A 23,875-nucleotide genomic window follows, 5' to 3' on the forward strand; every position below is an offset into this window, starting at 1 on the left:
ATAGACTACATAATAAAGGGGTAGTAAAGAATGCCTAACAGTCAAAAGATTCGTCATTCGTTATCATCTGCGCAGTCTGGTATGTGGTTTGCGCAACAATTAGATCCGCTTAATCCAATTTATAATACTGGGGAATATGTAGAAATAAACGGAAATATTCATCAAGACATTTTTGAATTAGCTGTACGTAAAGTTGTAATGGAAACAGAAGCACTTCATGTTCGCTTCGAAGAGGATGAAATTGGCCCATGGCAAGTTATTGAAGAATCACAGTTTCATATGCATTTTATTGACGTTCGTAAAGAAGAAAATCCTGAAGAAGCTGCTAAAGTATGGATGAAAAATGATTTATCTATGCCAGTCGATTTGAAAAAAGATACATTATTTACTGAAGCACTTATTCAAGTTGAAAATAATCGTTTCTTTTGGTATCAGCGCATCCATCACATTGTGATGGATGGCTATGGATTTTCACTTCTTAGCCAAAAAGTGGCGAATGAGTATACATCACTTATAGAAGAAACAAAGAAGAATGAAAAGCCGTTTGGTTCTCTTACAAAAGTCGTGCAAGAAGATATTGAGTATCGTGAGTCTAAAAAATTTCAGGAAGATCGTACTTTTTGGTTAGAAAAATTTGCGGATGAACCAGAAGTTGTAAGCTTGGCAGAGCGAGCACCGAGAACATCAAATGGATTTTCACGAAAAACAGCTTATTTATCTAGTTCTAGCACGAAAACTTTATTAGAAGATATCAATATTTCGTTAACAAGTTGGCCGGAATTCATTGTCGCTGTAACAAGTATTTATATGCATAAGTTAACAGGTGCAAATGATATTGTTTTAGGTTTACCGATGATGGGACGTCTAGGTTCGGTATCTATTCATACACCAAGTATGGTAATGAATTTAGTGCCACTTCGTATTACAGTAACTCCAAATATAACTCTTGCGGAATTATTGCAGCAAGTTTCTAAAGAAATCCGAGATGTACGTCGCCATTATAAATACCGTCATGAGGAATTAAGAAGAGACTTAAAGTTACTAGGTGAAAATCAAAGGTTGTTTGGACCGTTAGTGAATGTTATGCCTTTTGATTACGGGCTAAATTTTGCTGGAAATCGTGGTATTACGCATAATTTATCAGCAGGACCTGTCGATGATTTATCAATAAATGTATATAAACGTTTTGATCAAAATGAGCTAATGATTCATTTTGATGCAAATCCTGAAGTATATAATGGCGCGGAGCTAGCATTGCATAAAGAAAGATTTATGAGTCTATTTGAATTAGTAGTAAATAATTATGAGAAAAACGAGTCGATTGGAAAAATAAACATTACTTTGCCTGAAGAAAATCATAAAGTTTTATTGGAATGGAATGAAACGAAGGAAGACGATGAGTTAATCAGTCTGCCTATATCATTTGAAAAACAAGTGCAAAAAAATCCCAATAAACTAGCCATTACTTGTGACGGTGTAAACCTTACGTATAAAGAGCTAAATGAACGAGCGAATGAACTAGCACATTATTTAGTAGAAGAAGGAATACGACCAAACCAGTTTGTAGCTTTAGTATTCCCTAGATCAATAGAAATGGTAGTTAGTATGCTAGCAGTCTTAAAGGCTGGTGCAGCGTATTTACCAATAGATCCAGAATACCCAGCAGAAAGAATTAATTATATAGTAAATGATGCAAAACCAGTTTGTATCATAACACATTCATCTGTTTCATCTAAGTTAGTTATAGAAAATGATATGAAAAAAATTGTATTAGATGAAGAAGAAACGAAACTAGCGTTACATACATATTCTCGTATGAATATAGCATGTAAGAATGATGTATCACTTTTAAACCCAGCCTATACAATATATACTTCAGGCTCAACAGGAAACCCAAAAGGTGTAATTGTTCCTATGAGAGGTTTAAGTAACTTTTTAATGGCTATGCAACAAAAGTTTTCATTAAATGAAAATGATCATTTATTAGCAGTTACAACGTTTGCGTTTGATATTTCTGCTCTAGAAATTTATTTACCTCTTATTAGTGGTGCAAGTTTAACAATTGCGCAAAAAAAAGACATACAAGAGCCTTCTGCATTAACGACACTTTTACATGAAGAAAGAGTGACCATTATGCAGGCTACACCGACGCTTTGGCAGGCGTTAGTAACTGATTATCCAGAGAAGCTACAAGGGCTAAACATACTAGTTGGTGGTGAAGCTCTTTCAGCGCATTTAGCAAATAAATTAAAAGAATTAGGTTGCTCAATAACTAATTTATATGGACCAACTGAAACGACGATTTGGTCTACTTTCATGAACATTGATGAAGGTGAAAAGGGTATACCTCCTATTGGAAAGCCAATTTGCAATACAGAAGTGTATGTATTGGATGCAGGGTTACAACCAGTTCCACCTGGAGTTATTGGGGAATTATATATTGCAGGGGAAGGACTTGCAAGCGGATATTTAGGAAAACCGGAGTTAACAGCTGAACGGTTTGTTGCAAATCCTTATGGAGAATCAGGGAAGCGCATGTACCGTACAGGAGATCTTGTGAAATGGCGTAGTGATGGTGCGTTAGAGTACATTAGTCGCGCAGATCATCAAATTAAAATTCGTGGATTCCGAATTGAATTAGCTGAAATTGAAACGGTATTACAACGACATGAAAATATTCAACAAGCGGTAGTAATAGTACGAGAAGATCGTCCAAATGATAAACGCATCATTGCGTATATCGTTGCAGAAGAAAAGGAACCGATTAATCTTTCAGAAATTCGTTCTTATGTTTCAGAAAGTTTAGCGAATTATATGATACCATCGGCATTTGTTGTGCTAGAAGAATTACCATTAACGCCAAATGGTAAGGTTGACAGAAAGAAATTACCTGCTCCTGATTTTAATGGAATGCACAATGAGAGAGTTGCTAGAAATCCGAAAGAAGAAATATTATGTGATTTATTTGCAGAAGTACTTGGTGTTTCTCGAATTAGCATTGATGATAATTTCTTTGAAATGGGTGGACATTCACTTCTTGCATCTCGTTTAATGGCAAGAATTCGCGAAACGTTAAGTGTGGAATTAGGAATTGGGAAACTATTTGAATCACCAACTGTTGCCGAACTGGCGAAACAATTAAACCATGCAAAAAGTGCAAGACCAGCTATTCAGAAAGCAAGTAGGCCAAATGAAGTTCCACTTTCATTTGCACAGCGCAGGTTATGGTTCTTAAATTGTTTAGAAGGTCCAAGTCCTACTTATAATATTCCGCTAGTCATTCGTATGAATGGAATATTGAATCGGGAAGCATTACAAGGTGCTTTTTATGATGTAGTTGAGAAACATGAAACACTTAGAACAATTTTCCCTAACGTATTAGGTAGTTCCTATCAGAAAATTTTAGATATGGAAAACTTAAATCTAGAAATGGTTATAACTAATACATGTAAAGATGAATTAGAAAGTGTACTTTCAGAGGCGGTAAGATATAGCTTTAACCTCGATTTTGAGCCGGCAGTTCGTTTGCAACTTTTTACAGTGAGTGAAAACGAACATGTATTATTAATTCTATTACATCATATTGTAGGTGATGGCTGGTCATTACAACCGTTAACGAGAGATTTTACAGCGGCGTATAAAGCGCGATGTCAAGGTGACAGAGTTCAGCTGGAGTCACTTCCAGTTCAATACGCAGATTATGCACTTTGGCAACAGCAATTGCTAGGTGATGAAACGACACCAGAGAGTCTTATTTCAACACAATTAGATTTTTGGAAAGAAGAACTTAAAGGTTTACCAGACCAAATGGAGTTACCTACAGATTTCCAGCGTCCAATTGAGACGAGTTACCGCGGGGAAACAATTCATTTTCATATAGATGAAGGTATGCATAGTAGGTTAGTAGAGCTTGCACGTAAAAATGGAGTTAGTTTGTTTATGGTATTGCAAGCAGGGCTTAGTGCACTATTTACAAGATTAGGTGCAGGCACTGATATACCAATTGGAAGTCCGATTGCTGGAAGAAATGATGATGTACTTTCAGATATTGTTGGTTTATTTGTAAATACATTAGTGTTACGTACAAATACGTCAGGAGATCCAAGTTTTAAAGAATTATTAAATAGAGTGAAGCAGGTAAATCTTGCAGCTTATGAAAATCAAGATGTTCCATTTGAAAGGCTTGTTGAAGTGTTAAATCCAGTACGTACTCGAAACAGCCACCCGTTGTTTCAAGTTATGTTAGCTTTTCAAAATACACCAGAAGCAACGTTTCATGTACCAGGTTTAGAAGCGAGCCTTGAAATTCAAAGCGTCGGTTCTGCAAAATTTGATTTAACATTTGAAATTAGTGAGAGTAACGGGGTTGATGGTACTCCGAACGGTTTACATGGATTACTAGAGTTTAGTACCGATTTATATAAACGTGAAACGGTTCAAAAACTAATAGAACGATTCATTTTGTTATTAGATGATGCAGCGAAACATCCGGATCAATCAATTGGCAGATTAGAAATATTAACTGTAGCAGAGAAAAATACAGTGTTAGAAAAGTGGAATGGTGGTTTTCAAATTGCACCAGAAATGACATTGCCACAATTATTTGAAAAGCAGGCTCATATAAATCCAAATTCTATTGCTGTTGTCTTTGAAGATAAGAAATTAACTTATGAAGAGTTAAATAGAAAAGCAAATAAAATAGCTCGATTCCTAATAGCAAAAGGGATTGGTCCTGATCAACTCGTTGCTTTAGCGATGCCAAGATCATTAAACATGGTTGTAAGCTTATTAGCTGTTCTTAAAGCTGGTGCTGGATACCTTCCGTTAGATCCAGATTACCCAGCAGACCGTATTTCATTTATGCTACACGATGCGAAACCATCATGTGTTTTAACGAATTCAGAAGTGGAAATTGAATGTAATGAGGCACTAAAAGTTTTAATTGATAATGTAAAAGTAATAGCAGAAGTTGAGAAATATAGTGAAGACAATATTGATGAAGTGGAACGCATTAAGCCATTATCTCCATCACATATTGCTTACGTTATTTATACGTCAGGGTCAACGGGTAGACCGAAAGGCGTTATGATACCTCATCAAAATGTAGTAAGACTTTTAGGAGCAACTGATCATTGGTTCCAGTTTGACGAAAACGATGTTTGGACGATGTTCCATTCATATGCTTTTGATTTCTCGGTTTGGGAAATTTGGGGACCTTTATTATATGGAGGGCGTTTAGTTGTAGTGCCACATACGGTAAGTCGCTCGCCGAAAGAATTTTTACAGCTTCTTGTTAAAGAAAAGGTTACGGTTTTAAACCAAACTCCATCAGCGTTCTATCAATTGATGCAAGCAGATCGTGAAAATGAAGAGATTGGTCAAAAATTATCTTTACGATATGTTGTTTTTGGAGGAGAAGCACTTGAGCTAAGTCGCTTAGAAGATTGGTATAGTCGACATCCTCATAACGCACCAAAGCTTATTAATATGTACGGTATTACGGAGACGACAGTACATGTTAGTTATATTGAAATAGATGAAACTATCGTCTCTTTACGAGCAAATAGTTTAATTGGGTGCAGTATACCTGACCTTAAAGTGTATGTGTTAGACAACTATTTACAACCAGTGCCACCTGGAGTAGTTGGAGAAATGTATGTTGCAGGTGCAGGGCTTGCGCGTGGATATTTAGGAAGAGCAGGATTAACGGCTGAACGCTTTATCGCAGATCCATTTGGCAAGCCAGGTACAAGAATGTATCGTACAGGAGACTTAGCTCGCTGGCGTAAAGATGGGACGCTAGATTATATAGGACGTGCAGATCATCAAATCAAAATTCGTGGGTTCCGAATTGAATTAGGAGAAATAGAAGCAGTCATAATGAAGCACCCTAAAGTTGAGCAAGTAGCCGTTATTGTACGTGAAGATCAACCAGGGGATAAACGGTTAGTTTCTTATATCGTTGCATCAAATAATGAAGCGATTGATACGAATGAAATGCGTCAGTTTGCTAGTGGTAGTTTACCAGATTATATGGTTCCATACGCTTTTGTAGTAGTAAATGAGTTACCTTTAACTCCAAACGGTAAATTAGATAGAAAGGCATTGCCAGCTCCAGAATTTATTGCATCATCTTCTAGTCGTGGTCCAAGAACACCGCAAGAAGAAATGTTATGTGACTTGTTTACAGAAGTGCTAAGTGTACCTCAAATTGGAATTGATGACGGATTCTTTGATCTTGGTGGCCATTCACTCCTTGCAGTGCAACTTATGAGCCGCATGAAAGAGGCGCTTGGAGTGGAACTAAATATTGGCACTTTATTTGCAGCACCGACTGTTGCAGGGTTAGCTGAAAGACTTGAGATGGGGAATGGTCAAAGTGCACTTGATGTGTTGCTTCCATTACGAGCAAGCGGGGATCAATTACCACTATTTTGTGTACATCCAGCAGGTGGATTAAGTTGGTGCTATGCAGGACTTATGAAATCTTTAGGAACAGATTATCCAATCTATGGTGTACAAGCACGAGGTATTGCTAAAAATGAAGAACTTCCAAAAAGCTTAGAGGAGATGGCGGCGGATTACTTGAAACATGTTCGTGAAGTACAGCCTTATGGACCATATCGTTTACTAGGTTGGTCGCTTGGAGGAAATGTTGTGCATGCAATGGCGGCGCAATTACAAAATGAAGGGGAAGAAGTAGAATTACTCGTTATGCTTGACTCTTATCCTGGACACTTCTTACCGAATACGGAAGCGCCTACTGAAGAGGAAGCGTTAATCGCATTACTTGCTTTAGGCGGATATGACCCAGATAACATGGATGGTAAACCACTTACAATGGAAAGTGCAGTTGAAATCCTTCGTAAAGATGGAAGTGCATTAGCAAGTCTTGAAGAAGAGACTATATTGAACTTGAAAGAAACATATGTAAATTCAGTAGGGTTGTTAGGGAAATATGTACCGAAAGTTTATAACGGAGATATCTTATTCTTTAGATCTACTGTTATACCAGACTGGTTTGATCCTATTTCTCCAAATACGTGGCTAAATTATTTAGATGGGCAAATTGTGCAGCACGATATTGATTGTAGACATAAAGATCTATGTCAGCCAGGTCCACTTACGGAAATTGGACAAGTATTAGCGAAATATTTGCAGAATAAGAAAGGGGTAAGTAGAGTATGACGAATCCATTTGAAAATGATAATTACACATATAAAGTATTAATAAATGAGGAGGGCCAGTATTCTCTCTGGCCTGCTTTTCTCGATGTACCTATTGGCTGGAATGTCGTATATGAAGAAGCTAGTAGGCAGAGCTGCTTAGAATATGTTGAATATAACTGGAAAGATTTGAATCCACAAGGTAATCAAGTTCGCGAAAAAACATTAGTAGGAAAACGATAATGAAAGAAAAACTAAATCCAAAAGTAGTTGTAAGTATCGTTTATATAACTGCGATGTTTATGGCTGCGATGGACGCAACGATTGTAAATGTAGCACTGCAAACGATAAGTAGAGAACTACAAGTACCTCCATCTGCAATGGGGACGGTGAATGTTGGATATTTAGTTAGTTTAGCTGTTTTCCTTCCGATTTCTGGTTGGTTAGGAGATCGTTTTGGTACGAAAAGAGTATTTTTAATTGCTCTTTTCGTATTTACAATTGCATCTGCTTTATGCGGAATGGCTAACGATATTACTTCATTGAATATTTTTCGTATTATTCAAGGTGCTGGCGGAGGGCTTTTAACACCGGTCGGAATGGCGATGTTATTTCGAACATTTTCACCAGAGGAAAGACCGAAGATTTCCCGGTTCATTATACTTCCAATTGCTGTAGCACCAGCAATTGGTCCTATCATCGGTGGTTTTTTTGTAGATCAAATGTCTTGGCGTTGGGCATTTTATATTAATCTACCGTTTGGAATCGTTGCATTGCTATTTGGACTTCTATTTTTAGCAGAACATGTTGAAAAATCAGCTGGTCGCTTTGATTCGCTCGGCTTTATTTTATCAGCACCAGGATTTGCGATGCTCATATATGCACTCAGCCAGGGACCATCAAAAGGGTGGATTTCTCCAGAAATTATGAGTACTGGGATAGCTGGGGTTGTATTCATTACATTGTTTATAATTGTAGAACTGAAAGTAAAGCAACCGATGTTAGATTTACGCTTATTAAAAGAACCAGTCTTTAGAAAGATGAGCATTATATCATTATTTTCATCAGCTGGTTTATTAGGAATGTTATTTGTTTTTCCTCTTATGTATCAAAATGTGATAGGAGTTTCTGCACTGGAATCAGGACTTACGACATTTCCAGAGGCGATTGGATTAATGATTTCTTCACAAATTGTACCATGGTCATATAAGAAATTAGGAGCTCGAAAGGTAATTTCTATTGGATTAATATGTACGGCGGTTATATTTGTTTTATTGAGTTTTGTAAATCACGATACGAATCCGTGGCAAATCCGGGCATTATTGTTTGGTATCGGTATTTTCTTAGGTCAATCTGTCGGTGCGGTTCAATTTTCTGCCTTTAACAATATCACGCCGCCTTCTATGGGGAGAGCGACTACTATATTCAATGTGCAAAATCGACTAGGTTCAGCAATAGGAGTAGCGGTTTTAGCTAGTATACTAGCTGGTTTTGGAGGTAATAACGTTCAATCCGATTTTTTACCATATCAAGCAGCATTAATTGGGTCAGCAATATTTTTGCTCATAGCACTACTATTTTCTTTACGTATTTCCGATAAAGAGGTAATGTCAAAGAAGAAAGAAAAAACATTATCTGTATCAGAAAAAGAGAAAGTACTTGTCAATGAATAACAATATACGTATGCTTTTTTATGAAAATTGATATTCGTTGAATAAAGGAGAGTTTACATGATAGAAAGTAAAGTTGTAGATTCTATTCCAACTTTGAATGAGAATGATTGTCAAATATGGTGGGCAAGAATTTCGGATTTACAATCATGGCATTACAATTTACTAAATGATATAGAGCGAGAGAAAGCAAATTCGTATCATCATTCGGCAGATCGAGCTCGTTTTATAATAGGTTGCGTAATAAGTAGATTAGTTCTCGGCAAGATACTTTCTATGTCACCAGTCCAAGTACCAATTGATCGAATGTGCTCAGTATGTAAATTGCAGCATGGAAGACCACAATTACCAGAAGGTATGCCGCAATTATCCGTTTCGCATTCAGGTGAGTGGGTTGTCGTTGCATTTACAAAATCTGCACCTGTTGGCATAGATGTAGAACAAATGAATCCAAGTATAGATGTTATGAAAATGGCAGAAGGTGTATTAACAGACATTGAAATAGCGCAAGTTATGAAACTGCCAAATGAACAGAAAATAGAAGGTTTTTTAACATATTGGACTCGAAAAGAAGCGGTGCTGAAAGCGACAGGTGAAGGACTAATGATTCCACCAGTACATATTACAGTATCAGCTCCAAATGATCCTCCAAACTTGTTGGTTTTTAAGGATAGACAAGAGTTAGCAAGTAATACAATGATGGAAGATGTAAGGCCTAGTTTAGATTATAGGGCTTCTGTTGCAATATTCAGTAAGGAAGTGACTGAAATTACGCAATTAGACGCGGCAGCACTTTTAAATCTTAAATAAAAAAATTACAGAAGAGGTGTTCCTCATGTTAGTAGCGGAAAATAGAAAGAATGAATTCACTTATAATGTACAAGCAATTAAAAATATTTTATTTTCTGGAGATACATCATCCATTCATGCTTTAGAAAAGCTTTTAAATGATACAGTTCAGTTTGATGTTCTTGAACAAGAGGCACTTGGTAGACAGTACATTCCGAAAGAAGCAAAGAATTTCTTTGATAAAGATGGAACATTTCTTTACCGTGTATCTAATGTTAGTTATAAAGGAAAGGTGTTATCTGAAAATCTAATTTTTGCAGACACTTCGTTTTTACCGGACGCAATAAAGAGTGAATTAGAGAGTGGAAATATTCCTGTTGAAAAGCTTATAGAAAAGATGGAAGTAAGAAGAAACGTATTATATGAAGGATATCAGCCATCTGGAAATATTATTGAATTGTTTGATGGATGTTCTGTTACAGCGAATGTGTATCCAACTAGAAAGTATCAAATTGTAAGTAACTGCAAATGTGTATTTTATATTTGTGAAGTGTATCATGCAGAGAATATAAAGCAATTGCTTAAATAAAAACAAGAAACCAGCCTATAAAATGGCTGGTTTCTTGTTTTTATTTAACAGCTTCTTTTAATTCTTTACCTGCTTTAAATGCAGGAACTTTACCAGCGGCGATTTGAATTTCTTCGCCAGTTTGCGGATTACGTCCTGTACGAGCAGATCTTTCGCGTACTTCAAAAGTTCCAAACCCGATTAGTTGAACTTTATCTCCAGATTGTAATGCATTAGCAATTGTGTCAAATACGGATTGTACAGCTGCAGAAGCGTCCTTTTGAGAAATATCAGCTGATTGAGCTACGTTTTTAATTAATTCTGTTTTGTTCATGTTTTCACCTCATAAAAAAATTTTTGGAATGAATGTTTTAGTATAATAGATAGTAAAGATAAAGCTATCACTATGATTAGAAAGAATACTATATAATTATGTTAATTTCGTTGCAAGAGACTGAATCCCTTCTATTATTTAGGGATTAATTAAGAATCGATGCATATAAAAAGCTTTAATATGAGGATGAGGGGGAGTATACGAATGATTTTTCGTGAAAAAAATGAGAAGGAAAGTATTTTAATTCGTCAACATGATCATGGTTTTTTAGCTGGAGAGATTGCAAAGCATATAAAAGAAGACTTTTTTGAAGATAAAACATATTTAAAAGAAACAGTTGATGCAATATATGAGCATGACAGAGGATGGATAGAGCTTGATAAAGTACCAATTTTGAATGATGCTAAAAATATTCCATATACATTTATGGATTGTCCAAGCCCATTACGTTTTGTTTTTTATACGATTGGATTGAATGAAATTGAAAATTCTAATCCATACGGGGCATTGCTTTGTAGTAAACATTTTTTATCATTTCCACTAAACGAGGAAGATGAAGAGATGATGTCATTTTATAAACATGAATTAGAACGACAAAAAAGAATTTTGAAAACGTTAACAAAGGAACAGTTTGCGATGTTCGATAAGCATTATAGATTATTAAAGTTTTGTGATGAACTTTCTTTATACGTATGTATGAATAAGCCTGGTGTCAAAAAGAAAGATGAAATTGATTTATTTAAAGATGGTTTTGAAGGAACAGAAATGTTTAATAGTAAAGAGGAGAAACTTATTCAAGCTGAATGGGTGGACGAGGAAACAATTCGGATTACACCATTTCCATTTCAAACGGAATTTTATACGTATGTAAAATATAAAACGATAAATAAGCATGAAATGAAAGAAAAAGGGATTGCAAAGGCTGATAGAGAATCAGAAATGAAGAAACAAGCCATTCGTTTCATATAATAAGGAGGTAATATAAATTGAAAGATTATATATTAAAACAGTGTGATTACCATGCTTGGGCTAATACTAGATTATTCAATCGATTAAAAGAGTTACCAAACTATGAGAAAATTTTTAATGAGCAGATACAGAGTGTATTCCCATCCATTAAGGATACTTTTGTGCATATTTATATTACAGATCAAGTGTGGTTACATATATTGCATGGTAAAAGTATGAATGAAGCAATACAAGACCGAGAAGATTTACGAAAACAAATTGAAACTAAATCGTTACATGAATTAGAAAAAATGTTTGAAAACATGGCAAATCAATATAAAGAGTTTTTAATTACAATACAAGATGTGAATGCTGTATTTGTTATTGAGAATCCATACGTAGGGAAATTAGAAACTTCGATTTTAGAATTAGTGCAACATGTTGTAAATCATGGTACATATCATAGAGGAAATATAACAGCGATGATCCGTCAACTTGGTCATTCATCGACAATGATGGATTTTGTACTGTATTTACATATGGTTAAAAAGCAGAGAGAGTAATATAGTTTGTAAGAAGGAGAGGCTTTAATTATAGAAGTCTCTCCTTCTATTTTATTCTGCATTCATGGTAGATCGACTGATTAAAGTTTTCTTAAGAAGCTTTATTTTCTTGTAATTGCTTAGCGTATTGTACAGCCTTATATGCATTGACTCTACCGTTTTTCCAGTACGTACCTGTACCACTAATTTTATCAGTAGTAGACTCAATAATTTGGCGGATTTGTGTATTGCTATATCCTTGATTTGCTAAAAGAGCTGCCACTCCTGCAACATGAGGTGTTGCCATAGATGTACCACTTAATGATTGATACGTGCTTCCTTTATATGTTGAATATATATTTGAACCTGGTGCTGCAACATCTACCCAGCTACCATAAGTAGAGAATGAAGATTTTCTATCTGATTGATCTGTAGAAGCAACTGCAATTACTTCGCTGTAATAAGCAGGGTAATTAGCTTTTGTATTTCCAGCATTTCCAGCAGCTGCAACTATAACAGAGCCTTTATTCCATGCATATTGAACGGCTTGTTGTAATGCAGTACCACCATTTGGAGCTCCTAAACTTAAACTAATTACTTTTGCACCCGAATCAGCAGCTTCTCGAATACCTTGCGCTACAGCATCAAGAGTACCACTTCCTTGATTATCTAATACGCGGACAGCATAAATTGAAGTTTGTGGGGCAACACCAGCAATTCCGACGCTGTTATTCGTAAGTGCTCCAGTAATTCCAGCGCAATGTGTACCATGACCATTACCATCATCAGATGTATTGTCGTTATCAACATAATCATGCCCGTAAATTACTTTCGAAGCCAGATCAGGGTGTGAGCCTTGAACTCCTGTATCAATAATAGCTACTTTTACACCAGGATCACTTCGTTGGCTATCCCAAGCTTGTGGAGCTTGAACCTTTTGTAACCCGTATTGATTATTAAAATATGGGTCGTTTGGAGTCCAAAAGGCGTGAACGTAATAATTCGGTTCTGCATATTCCACATCTGGATTATTTTTATAGCTCTTTATTTTTTCTTTTACAGTACCTTTTGAAAATTGTACGACTTCAAAACCTAACTTATCATCTTTAGATAAGACATTAGCTCCGACAGATTTATGAAAAGATTGCACATTACTTAAAGATGCATTTTGTTTGAACTTAACGATTAATTGGTTAGGAACGTAATCAGTAGATGATGTTTCAGCACTTGAAGTATTCGTGTTAAAGAAGAAACCACCAATAATAAATGACAAAACAGATAGGAAAACGATGATTTTGTTTTTCAAAAGATTTTTCCTCCCTTTTCTTGGATGAGTTTTTCAGTGACACTTTAATGTCACATTCCTTTTCAACTATATAGTTAGACCATACGATTTATGACATTTATGTGAAAAACTTTTGGAGGAATAAAAAGGAGTAAATATTGATATAAATATATTTTTAATGATAGTAATTAAGTAAAAGAGGGGATGAAAAAAGGAACGCTCATCATGTATGAGTCATTCCTTTTTCATAGATTAACTTGCCTGGTTTTTATTATTTTCTTTCAATTTCTCTGCTTGTAAAAAGCGATTCGTTTCAGCAACAACAATACTACTTAATCCAATTAGACCAATCAAGTTTGGAATTGCCATAAGTCCATTTGCAATATCAGCAAATGTCCATACGATTCCTAGCTTTAAATTAGCACCAATTGCAATCATAACAATAAAGATTGCTTTATAATATTTAACTGCACTTTCTCCGAATAAATAAGCTACACATTTTTCCCCATAATACGACCAGCCTAAAATAGTAGAGTAGGCAAATAAAATAATTGCGATACCGAGAATCATACTACCAGCAGTACCAAATACAGATTGGAATGCAAGTGTTGTAGCTTCAACGCCAGTTTTACCAGATCTCCAAGCACCTGTAGTAATTAATACTAGTCCTGTAATTGTACATACAATAAACGTATCTAGAAAAGTACCAGTCATTGAAACTAAAGCTTGCTTTGCAGGCGAATCAGTTTTTGCCGCCGCCGCGGCAATAGGGGCACTCCCTAAACCAGCTTCGTTCGCAAATACACCACGCGCCATTCCGATTTGAATAGCTGATGCAACTGTTGCCCCAATAAAACCACCAGCAGCTGCTGTACCATTAAATGCACCAGAAAAAATAAGTGAAAATGCTTCTGGAATTTGGTCGTAGTGATAGAAAATAATTATAAGACCAGCAATTATATAAAAGAAAGCTTTAATAGGAACGACATATCCCGTCACTTTCCCAATTTTTTTTACACCGCCTAAAATAACAATTGCGATTAAAAATGACATTACTATACCAGTTAAAGCAGGAGGGAAAGAGAAATTAATTCGCATTGCCTCTGCAACTGAGTTAGATTGCACCATATTACCAATACCGAAAGAAGCAGTTGTGCCGAATATAGCGAATAATACTGCCAGCCATTTCTTACCTAAACCACGCTCTAAATAATACATTGGTCCACCTGAATATTCACCATTTTCATTACTAACACGGTATTTTACTGCAAGTATTGCCTCGGCATACTTTGTTGCCATACCGAATAAAGCGGTAATCCACATCCAAAATATTGCACCAGGACCACCAATTGTAACCGCTGTTGCAACACCGGCTATATTTCCCATACCAATCGTTGCGGCCATAGCTGTCATGAGTGCTTGGAAGTGACTAATATCTCCAGAAGAAGAAGTATCTTCTGATTTTTTAAACGCTAGTTTGTGAGCGTATAATAGTTTACTAAACTGTAAACCTTTCAAACGCACTGTGAGAATGATACCTGTTCCAACGAGTAGCAACAAAGTTGGTAATCCCCACACGTATTGATTCATTTGTTCTAATACTTTACTTACTGTCTCCATCTTTATTCTCCTTTTTTAGAAAAAATAAAAACCACTTCAAGTAAATGAAATGGTCTCTGGAGAAACAAGGGATAGAAAAATAAACCGATACAATCGGCTTTTTCTTTCGCTTGTCTCTGTCCTTTTACCTGAGAGATTATCCGCTAAAGTAGCGGATTTGCTCCTTCGGTGCTCGTTTTCCTCCGCGCTCTATGAAAGCGAGAGGGAGTCTCTCCAGAGATTCGTCCCCATGCAGTTCTACTTGTAACCAAGACCTGAGAGTTTCAAAGTTGGTATAACAACTTTTTGCCCCGTCGGTAGATCAATAGACCTTCTCCTGAATGGTTCATCCGAATTATAAAATTTATAAACACATTGATTGTAAATCAATAAAAACATTATAGACATACAAATTGTGAATTGCAATCATTTTTTATTTTAAAATAGTAAATAGTTTTATTTTTTTGTAAGTCCTAATTTATCTTCAACTTCATTTAAAGTAGATAAAGCGATGACAATATGTTGATCCGCAAGTCCTAAAGCTTGTTTTGTTTTTTCAATAGTTTCATCGGTTGGAGTAGAGTTATTTGCTCCGTCTATAATCAAATTTGCTGCATTTTTCATGAAATTTGATGCGGATTTAAACTGATTTGTGAATTGAAGTAGTTGTTTTTGTATATCTATATCTGTTATGTTTTCTTCAATTTTAAGCGTGTCTATTTCGTTCATAATTGTTTCGTACTGCTTGGAAACAGCACTCATTGTAACTAATAGTTTATTTCGATCTACTGAATCTCCATTCGTGTTAATCTCTTCCCAGGCAGGTAACCAATCTTTTTCGATGATGTCATTATAATGAGTAGTCAATTCATTAATTTTAGGTTGTAATTTAGTTTTGAAAGTTTTTGTATCCGCTGTTTCTACAGTTGCTTTTTCGTTGTTATTTTTAACATTAGTAACATAGAAAATCGTACCGAAAATGATGAAAATAGAAATAACAACTGTCCATTTAGTAAAAAGTAATTTCTGCAATATGTAACGCCTCCAAAATTTAAAAACTTATAATTATAATATATAACAATAATGTTGTTTTAAGTAGAGAAAATAGGTTAGAAATGATTTAAAATATATCTTTTCTATACATAAATAATTAAAGTTAGTAAAATGATGAAAGTTATATGTGAGAAAAGAGGGTTTTTAGTGAAAATGAATAGAAGAAAACTAGTTTCAAGTATTTCAATGGTTATGTTATTAGTTGGTTTAATTGCATTCATATTTATGAATAAAGAATCTAAAATTAAAGATTTTCCAGTGCCAATGTCAGCAATCCATATTAACGATGATAAGGAAGAGGACTATCAATATATAAGTGTAATGCCAATTACAAAGGCGAGTGGATGGGAGAACTTAGGGGAAAACGGGCATACTGTTAGTTTTAAAAAAGGGGAGCGGAAGGTAGCAGTAGTACATTATCCGGGAGAAATTACGTATTATGTATTTGAGAAAAAGATGAATAAGGGAGATTAGCTAAAGATGTAATTCATTAAGAGTTACATCTTTTTTTATTCTGAATCATTTGAAATTAAATTCGATAGATGTTTTGATAGATGTAGTGATAAATATGATTAGTTCTATATGTCTATAAAAAGTATTAGGATGATTATAAAAATATTATGTGAACTAATTATTGTGAGAAGAAGATAAATTATATGCTAAAGGGGGAATTAAAAATGCTACTAAAAACAATCTACTGTAAGGTGGAAGAAGAGAAAAAGGAATTGTTTTCAAATGCGCAAGGAAAATGGCGTGATATACGGCACCTAGATGGTTTTCATGGACAATTTGGTGGATGGTATGAAGATGAGGCATGTGTATTTACTTTATGGGAAGATAGAAGTACATATCAATCATTTATGAATGGTGCTCACGATACAATTTATTTAAATAGTAATCAAGAGGATACGTTTCTTGCATGTGAAATTGAATTATTTCAAACGTTGTATGATATAACTGATACGCATTTGAAAGACGTTGTTACAGAAGGATCATTCGTAAGAGTTGCTATATGTGATGTAAAGATGGAAAAGGAAAATCATTTTTTACATAAGCAAGAAACAATTTGGAATAAAGGAATGGAAAAAGCAAAAGGAATGTTAGGTGGAGTAGTTGGGAAGTCTTTAAAAAATGAAAATCGTTACATAGTGTTAACGTATTGGAAAGATGAAAAGACACATCAACATTATGTGGAAGAGATTTTCACAGATTTATATAAATTAGCTAATATTCATGAAGAGATAAAAGGAAAACAAGCTGTATGTAAGGAAGAATGGCTTGTATATTAAACGCTGAAAAAGTGCATAAATGAATGTATAATAAAGATATTTTCTTATAAACAAGTAATTAATAGAAGACGTTATATACCCTTTCATGTTAATATATTTAAGTTATAATAGGAGGCTTACCCTTTTGTATTGTACGGTAGAAGCAGTGTGAGCTTGAAATTTTTTTTAGAAAAGGATGTGCCTAATTTGCGTATCAATAAATTTATTAGTGAAGCTGGAAAAGCGTCTCGACGTGGAGCGGATAAACTAATTAATGAGAGAAGAGTAATTATTAACGGTAAGGTTGCAAAAATTGGTGACCAAGTGAACCCAGGTGATGATGTACGAGTAAATGGAGAGCAGCTTCGAATTGCTCGAGATCACGTATATATCGCTTTAAATAAACCAGTAGGTATTACATGTACGAGTGAAAAATCAGTAAAAGGTAATATTATTGATTTAGTGAATCATCCTTTACGAATTAGCCACATTGGACGTCTTGATAAAGACTCTGACGGTTTAATTTTGTTAACGAATGATGGCGATATTGTTAATGAGATTTTACGTGCTGAAAACAAACATGAGAAAGAATATATCGTTTCAGTAGATAAGCCAATTACACCTGATTTCTTAGAGAAAATGGCAGCGGGTGTTAAAATTTTAGGAACAAAAACGCTTCCTTGTGAGATTACACAGTTATCAAAATATGAGTTCCAAATTATTTTAACACAAGGGCTAAATCGCCAAATTCGCCGTATGTGTGAAGCTTTAGGTTATCAAGTATACACGTTAAAACGTACGAGAATTATGAATATCGAATTGAATAATTTACCAGTTGGGCAGTGGAGAGATTTAACGAAGAAAGAGAAAAGACGTCTATTTGCAGACTTAAATTACGAACCACAAGATTGGTAAAATTGTGAAGTGAAACCAAAAAAATTTGGTTTCGCTTTTTTAAATTAAATAAATAATTTTTTTAAACACTTGCAAAAATAAAATGAATAAGATATATTAAATAACAATAAATGGATGTTTTACAAAAAGCAAAGAAAAGGACACGAGTTATTTTACCCGGTTATACAGAGAAGGAAGGAAAGCTGAGAACTTCCTAACGCAGAAAAATAACTTACCACCTTAGAGCTGCACTAGGGAAATGAAGTATCTAGTGCCGTGTATGCGACGTTATCGCAAAAGAAGCCATTATGTTTTTTTGTGATGGGAATCTGGGTGGAACCACGGATATAAGCATATTCGTCCCTATATTTAGGGATGAATATGCTTTTTTGCATTCAATTTCATAATAAGCGAAGAAAAGGACACGAGTTATTTTACCCGGTTATACAGAGAAGGAAGGAAAGCTGAGAACTTCCTAACGCAGAAAAATAACTTACCACCTTAGAGCTGCACTAGGGAAATGAAGTATCTAGTGCCGTGTAAACGACGTTACCGTAAATGAAGCCATTGTATATTTACAATGGGAATCTGGGTGGAACCACGGGTAAAAGCACGCTCGTCCCTATTTTAGGGATGAGTGTGCTTTTTATTATGAAATGGAGAGATGAAAAATGAAAGAACAAATGATTGAAATTAAATTTTCAGATGGTAGCGTTAAAGAATTTGTAAATGGAGTTACTTTAGAAGAAATTGCTGGATCCATTAGCAGTAGTTTGAAAAAGAAAGCAGTCGCGGGGAAAGTAAATGATGGATTATATGATTTACGCCGAAATATTGAAGAAAATGCGGAAGTGGAAATCATTACTATAGATTCAAATGAAGGGGTAGAAATTGCAAGACACTCCGCGGCACATATTTTAGCGCAAGCTGTAAAAAGATTGTATGGTGATATAAATCTTGGAGTCGGACCTGTTATTGAAAATGGATTTTATTATGATATGGATCTTCCAAGTAGTGTAAACATAGAAGATTTACGAAAAATCGAAAAAGAAATGAAAAAGATCATAAATGAAAATATAAAGATAGAACGAGTTGAGGTTTCTCGAGAAGAAGCAGCTAAACTGTTTCAAGAAATGAACGACCGCTTGAAATTAGAACTTTTAGAAGCAATTCCTAGTGGGGAAAGTGTAACACTATATAAACAAGGTGAATTTGTAGATTTATGTAGAGGACCACATTTACCATCTACAGGTTATTTGAAAGCATTTCAATTAACTCACGTTTCCGGTGCATATTGGCGAGGTGATAGTAATAACCAAGTGCTTCAGCGCATATATGGTGTTGCATTCTCTTCTCAAAAAGAATTAGAAGAGTATTTACATTTCGTTGAAGAAGCAGCAAAAAGAAATCATCGTAAGTTAGGCAGTGAGCTTGAGTTATTTATGTTTTCTGAAGAGGCTCCGGGAATGCCGTTTTATTTACCGAAAGGACAAATGATTCGTAACGAATTGGAAGCATTTTTAAGAGAAATTCAAAAAGAGTATAAGTATCAAGAAGTACGCACTCCGTTCATGATGAACCAAGAAGTATGGGAGAGATCAGGGCACTGGGGACATTATAAAGATAATATGTATTTCTCTGAAGTAGATAATAAAAGTTTTGCATTAAAACCGATGAACTGCCCAGGGCACATGCTTATGTTTAAAAATAAATTGCATTCTTATCGTGAATTACCGATTCGTATGTGTGAATTTGGTCAAGTACATCGTCATGAATTTAGTGGTGCGTTAAACGGATTATTAAGAGTACGTACTTTCTGCCAAGATGATGCACATTTATTTGTAACTCCAAAACAAATTGAAGATGAAATTAAATCAGTAATGGCGCAAATTGATTACGTATATAAAACTTTTGGATTCGAATATGAAGTAGAGCTTTCTACTCGTCCAGAAGATTCAATGGGTGATGACAAATTATGGGAGCAAGCAGAAGCGGCATTAGAAAATGTATTACAATCGCTAAATTATAAATATAGACTAAATGAAGGTGACGGTGCATTTTACGGGCCGAAAATTGATTTTCATATTAAAGATGCTTTAAATAGAAGCCACCAGTGCGGAACAATCCAGCTTGATTTCCAAATGCCAGAGAAATTTGATTTGAATTATATAGATGAAAATAATGAAAAGAAAAGACCAGTTGTTATTCACAGGGCAGTTTTAGGGTCATTAGATCGCTTCTTAGCAATATTAATTGAGCACTTTGGAGGTGCGTTCCCGGCATGGGTGGCACCAGTTCAGGTGAAAGTCATTCCAGTTTCGAATGCAGTTCATGTACAATACGCAGATGAGGTTGCGGATAAATTAGCACAAGCTGGTGTTCGTGTCGAACGAGATGTGCGAGATGAAAAATTAGGATATAAAATAAGAGAAGCACAAATGCAAAAAGTTCCTTATATTCTTGTTATTGGGGATAAGGAAATGGAGAACGGAGCTGTAAATGTACGTAAATATGGGGAAGAGAAGTCGGAAGTGGTTACTTTAAATGTATTTGCGGCTAGTATTGAAGAGGAAATAAAGAATAGAAAATATTGATTGTAAAGAAAACACACTATTAGCAATTAGTGTGTTTTCTTTTTTATCTTACAAAAATGTAAGGTAAATGTAAGCGAAATCGAGGGAACGAGTTGTAGAAAAATGAGAATATGAAGTAGGAAAAAGGTTCATGTTACAGGTGTAACTCTTCTTGAATGAATAATTAAAAAATTCTTAAGAATTCACATGACAAAATAATAAGAAATATGTGAGAAATTAATTTTATACAAAAGGGATGGAGTGAAAGAGATGTCAACAAATGTAGTTACTGTAGAAAGTGTAGAAAAAACGTATGGGAAAAGAAATGAGAATCAGTCAAAAGCATTAAGGGGTGTATCGTTAAGTATTAAAGAAGGAGAATTTGTCGGGATCATGGGACCTTCTGGTTCTGGAAAAACGACTTTACTTAATGTGATAAGTACACTTGACCAAGCGACAGGTGGTAGTGTGACGATAGCTGGTACAAATATTACTTCTATGAAGGGCAATGCGTTATCTGATTTTCGCTCTCAAAAATTAGGTTTCATTTTTCAAGATTTTAATCTTCTAGAAAACTTATCAATTTATGAAAATATCGCTTTACCACTTTCTTTGCAAGGCGTACCGTCAAGTGAGATTACTGGAAAGGTAAATGACGTTGCGAAGAAATTAGGTATCACCGAAATTTTAACAAAATATCCGACGGCTGTTTCTGGAGGACAAAAGCAAAGAACAGCGGCGGCAAGAGCTTTAGTACATAATCCAGCAATTGTATTAGCAGATGAACCGACAGGTGCGCTTGATAGTAAAAACGCAAAAAGTTTATTAGAAGCAATGCAAGATTTACATGAAAATCATAATGTAAGTATTTTGATGGTTACACACGATGCATTTAGTGCAAGTTATTGTGAGCGTATTTTATTTATTCAAGATGGTCTTCTTTATAAAGAATTAAACCGTCAAGGTACTCGAGAGAATTTCTATCAAGACATTTTAGGTGTGCTCGCTCATATGGGCTCAGCTGCTGAGTCTAAGTAGGGGGCGAAACTATGTTATTTAAATTATCACGTCATAGTATGAAAAAGATGTTAAAAGATTATATGGTTTTACTTATTGGCCTCGTTATTAGTATTAGTATTTTCTACATGTTCCAAACGATGGCGATGAATAGTGAATTTACGAAAGATAATAGCCTAATTAGTAGTATTAGACTCGTCTTTTGGGTAGGTGCAATACTATTATCTTTCATTACTGTATTTTATATTATATATGCCAACTCTTTCTTACTCACGTTAAGAAGAAAAGAACTCGGTATGTACATGATGCTTGGTGCGAAAAAGAAAAAAGTAGCACAGTTATTATTTATTGAAACATTCGGTATGGGGATTGTCAGTATTATTATCGGTATTTTAGTAGGGATGTTACTTGCAAGTGTAGCAGGAAACTTTTTAATGAATGGAATGGAAATTTCAGCAAAAGGTAGTTATGCATCTGTATACACACCAGCAATTTTAGTCACAGCTATTTTCTTCTTAATACTATTTTTCATTACTGGCTTAATGAACAGTGTCCGATTGTTACGTAAAACTGAATTAGAGTTAATTCGTGAAGATGAAACACTAGATGAAGTGAAGAAAAGTAAAACTCGCATTATAATAATGACAGTACTTGGTGTATTACTAGTAAGTACAGGGTACTATTTTATGATCAATGTAAAAATATATGCTGAATTAGGTTTTATTATAGCAACCATCGTTACAACACTTGGAACATATTTTATCTTTAGTTCATTACTTCCATTTTTTGTAATGAAAATTAAGGGGAATAAAAAACGAAATGAAACTGGTCTAAATAGTTTTACATATGCACAGCTACGCTTTCGAGTAAATAGTTTATCGAGAGTATTAGGTACTGTAGCAATGTTAATTGCATTAGGCGCAGGTGCGATGACGGCAGGTATGGCGTTCCAAAAAAATGTAGGTATTATGACAGACTTTTCTCGTGTATATGATGTTGTAATTCATGATCCGAATGATCAAGACAAAGCTGCCTTAAAAGAAATGGAAATTGTTGAAGAAAGCAAGTACAAATATAAAGTAGATGGAGAAGCGGTTTATTATTTACGTAACGACTTAACTGCGAAACCGCCACTTGTTTCAGACCATTTTGATACAAAAACTTTAAAAGAGCCTGTTCGCAAACGTGTGACTGAACCTTTAACTGAACCTGTATATTCAGCTTTAGAGGCTCCTGAATTAGCAAAATTCCCTCATATGCCAAAGGATTGGGAAGACGCAGTTGTAAGAGAGATACAAATTACGCATAATCAATTTAGCGGAAAACCAGTAAGAATTGCAGACGAAGAGCATTATAAAGGGATTCAAGGAACAGAACATACTGTAACATTAGCAAAAGTAGATGATATGAAAAAATATAAACCGTTATTGATCGAAATAGATAAGAGACAAAAAGCACAAATTGAAAAAGCAACAGGTGAAAAGGTAGACTTATTTACGAAAATGACAATTTATCAGTTTATGAACAGCTTCATGAGTGGAACGATGTTTATGGGATTTTTCCTCGGAATTGCCTTTTTAGCAATGATGGCAAGTTCCCTTATGTTCAAAATATTAACAGGTGCTTCTCGCGACGTACGCCGTTATGAAATGTTACGAAAAATTGGTGTGAGACGTAGTATGTTAACGAAAAGTATATATAAAGAAATTTCATATTTATTTATCTTCCCAGCGATCATTGGCATTTCTCACGTTTTAGTAGGGCTTAACTTATTCAGCTTTATATTAGTTGACCCGTTTGTGAAAGTGTGGGTGCCAATAGGAATCTTCTTAGTCATTTATTTCATGTATTACTGGATAACTGTTCAACTTTATAAAGGTATGGTAATGCCGAAAGAAGAGGTAGCTAAATAGTTTATGAAAAGAGTCCTTGTTTAGAAAACAAGGGCTCTTTTCTATATTTGTAATACATTATGATTGAGTATTTCTTTGAATCGCGTATTGAAAATTAAGAAAATATTAAGAGTTTATATAGCGGAAAGTTAAGAAGTGTATGGGATATTAAGAATGTGCAAAAGATCAAGGTGAAATTGGAAAGTGTAATTGTTGCACATTTATATTTTTTGAGGTAGTTTTGCAAAATTAAATTGATGTTTTTATAAATTTAAAA

General features: G+C 34.8%; 17 protein-coding genes, 1 riboswitch and 2 other annotated features. Of the genes, 13 read left to right on the top strand and 4 right to left on the bottom strand.

Features of this window, described 5'->3' with window-relative positions; genetic code table 11:
- Nucleotides 1-30 precede the first annotated feature (30 nt).
- Genes ACTFRY_RS15565 through ACTFRY_RS15585 form a run of 5 tightly spaced genes read left to right on the top strand, consistent with a single transcriptional unit; the run spans nucleotide 31 to nucleotide 10,214 of the window.
- Nucleotides 31-7,188: an amino acid adenylation domain-containing protein gene (locus ACTFRY_RS15565; protein ID WP_086392391.1), complete on the top strand. Its 7,158-nt coding sequence runs from the start codon at nucleotides 31-33 to the stop codon at nucleotides 7,186-7,188.
- Nucleotides 7,185-7,409 (top strand): MbtH family protein, encoded by a 225-nt coding sequence (locus ACTFRY_RS15570; protein WP_000184059.1) that lies wholly within the window; start codon nucleotides 7,185-7,187, stop codon nucleotides 7,407-7,409. The genes ACTFRY_RS15565 and ACTFRY_RS15570 overlap by 4 nt, the downstream gene beginning before the upstream one ends.
- Nucleotides 7,409-8,839 (top strand): MDR family MFS transporter, encoded by a 1,431-nt coding sequence (locus ACTFRY_RS15575; RefSeq protein ID WP_000660200.1) that lies wholly within the window; start codon nucleotides 7,409-7,411, stop codon nucleotides 8,837-8,839. Before ACTFRY_RS15570 ends, ACTFRY_RS15575 begins: the two co-directional genes overlap by 1 nt.
- Nucleotides 8,840-8,896: 57 nt before the next feature.
- Nucleotides 8,897-9,646 carry a 4'-phosphopantetheinyl transferase Sfp gene (sfp, locus tag ACTFRY_RS15580; protein WP_000572999.1) on the top strand — a complete coding sequence of 250 codons (750 nt, stop codon included), beginning with the start codon at nucleotides 8,897-8,899 and terminating at the stop codon, nucleotides 9,644-9,646.
- A 25-nt stretch (nucleotides 9,647-9,671) separates the two neighbouring features.
- Nucleotides 9,672-10,214 (top strand): hypothetical protein, encoded by a 543-nt coding sequence (locus tag ACTFRY_RS15585; RefSeq protein WP_000959126.1) that lies wholly within the window; start codon nucleotides 9,672-9,674, stop codon nucleotides 10,212-10,214.
- A gap of 40 nt (nucleotides 10,215-10,254) precedes the next feature.
- On the opposite strand, the gene ACTFRY_RS15590 is transcribed toward ACTFRY_RS15585, so the two are convergent.
- Complete coding sequence (locus ACTFRY_RS15590; RefSeq protein WP_001043905.1) at nucleotides 10,255-10,527, bottom strand: HU family DNA-binding protein; 273 nt, start codon at nucleotides 10,525-10,527, stop codon at nucleotides 10,255-10,257.
- 204 nt (nucleotides 10,528-10,731) lie between these two features.
- Here ACTFRY_RS15590 and ACTFRY_RS15595 point away from each other — a divergent pair, with 204 nt between their 5' ends.
- On the top strand, nucleotides 10,732-11,496 hold the full coding sequence (locus tag ACTFRY_RS15595) for a DUF3891 family protein (RefSeq protein WP_000577281.1): 765 nt from the start codon (nucleotides 10,732-10,734) through the stop codon (nucleotides 11,494-11,496).
- Nucleotides 11,497-11,513: 17 nt separating this feature from the next.
- Nucleotides 11,514-12,038: a DinB family protein gene (locus tag ACTFRY_RS15600; protein ID WP_000656261.1), complete on the top strand. Its 525-nt coding sequence runs from the start codon at nucleotides 11,514-11,516 to the stop codon at nucleotides 12,036-12,038.
- Between the two features lie 91 nt (nucleotides 12,039-12,129).
- Here ACTFRY_RS15600 and ACTFRY_RS15605 read toward each other — a convergent pair whose 3' ends face one another.
- From ACTFRY_RS15605 to ACTFRY_RS15615, 3 genes are all read right to left on the bottom strand, one after another.
- Nucleotides 12,130-13,323, bottom strand: a complete 1,194-nt coding sequence (locus ACTFRY_RS15605; RefSeq protein ID WP_098616758.1) for a S8 family peptidase — start codon at nucleotides 13,321-13,323, stop codon at nucleotides 12,130-12,132.
- 231 nt (nucleotides 13,324-13,554) lie between these two features.
- The gene (locus ACTFRY_RS15610) at nucleotides 13,555-14,922 is read right to left on the bottom strand and encodes an alanine/glycine:cation symporter family protein (protein ID WP_000451050.1); all 1,368 of its coding nucleotides are present in this window, start codon (nucleotides 14,920-14,922) and stop codon (nucleotides 13,555-13,557) included.
- Between the two features lie 106 nt (nucleotides 14,923-15,028).
- Nucleotides 15,029-15,149, bottom strand: a riboswitch (glycine riboswitch).
- Nucleotides 15,150-15,357: 208 nt separating this feature from the next.
- On the bottom strand, nucleotides 15,358-15,933 hold the full coding sequence (locus tag ACTFRY_RS15615; RefSeq protein ID WP_098616759.1) for a hypothetical protein: 576 nt from the start codon (nucleotides 15,931-15,933) through the stop codon (nucleotides 15,358-15,360).
- A gap of 132 nt (nucleotides 15,934-16,065) precedes the next feature.
- Here ACTFRY_RS15615 and ACTFRY_RS15620 point away from each other — a divergent pair, with 132 nt between their 5' ends.
- The 6 genes from ACTFRY_RS15620 to ACTFRY_RS15645 all read left to right on the top strand — a co-directional run bounded on the left by ACTFRY_RS15620 (nucleotide 16,066) and on the right by ACTFRY_RS15645 (nucleotide 23,619).
- Entirely contained in the window at nucleotides 16,066-16,428 is a 363-nt protein-coding gene (locus ACTFRY_RS15620; protein ID WP_136986500.1) for a hypothetical protein, read from the top strand.
- Between the two features lie 203 nt (nucleotides 16,429-16,631).
- Nucleotides 16,632-17,243 (top strand): YdbC family protein, encoded by a 612-nt coding sequence (locus ACTFRY_RS15625; RefSeq protein ID WP_098616760.1) that lies wholly within the window; start codon nucleotides 16,632-16,634, stop codon nucleotides 17,241-17,243.
- Between the two features lie 186 nt (nucleotides 17,244-17,429).
- Nucleotides 17,430-18,137: a 23S rRNA pseudouridine(2604) synthase RluF gene (gene rluF, locus ACTFRY_RS15630; protein WP_001222170.1), complete on the top strand. Its 708-nt coding sequence runs from the start codon at nucleotides 17,430-17,432 to the stop codon at nucleotides 18,135-18,137.
- Nucleotides 18,138-18,259: 122 nt separating this feature from the next.
- Nucleotides 18,260-18,484 (top strand) — a binding site (T-box leader).
- A 36-nt stretch (nucleotides 18,485-18,520) separates the two neighbouring features.
- Nucleotides 18,521-18,743 (top strand) — a binding site (T-box leader).
- Nucleotides 18,744-18,787: 44 nt separating this feature from the next.
- Nucleotides 18,788-20,710 carry a threonine--tRNA ligase gene (gene thrS / locus ACTFRY_RS15635; protein WP_098616761.1) on the top strand — a complete coding sequence of 641 codons (1,923 nt, stop codon included), beginning with the start codon at nucleotides 18,788-18,790 and terminating at the stop codon, nucleotides 20,708-20,710.
- Between the two features lie 249 nt (nucleotides 20,711-20,959).
- The gene (locus ACTFRY_RS15640) at nucleotides 20,960-21,727 is read left to right on the top strand and encodes an ABC transporter ATP-binding protein (RefSeq protein ID WP_000106426.1); all 768 of its coding nucleotides are present in this window, start codon (nucleotides 20,960-20,962) and stop codon (nucleotides 21,725-21,727) included.
- An 11-nt stretch (nucleotides 21,728-21,738) separates the two neighbouring features.
- A complete protein-coding gene (locus ACTFRY_RS15645; protein ID WP_000897859.1) occupies nucleotides 21,739-23,619 on the top strand; it encodes an FtsX-like permease family protein in 1,881 nt (626 codons plus the stop codon).
- Nucleotides 23,620-23,875: the final 256 nt, after the last annotated feature.

Source organism: Bacillus cereus group sp. MYBK195-1, assembly GCF_051916605.1.
GTDB classification, from domain to species: Bacteria; Bacillota; Bacilli; order Bacillales; family Bacillaceae_G; genus Bacillus_A; species Bacillus_A cereus.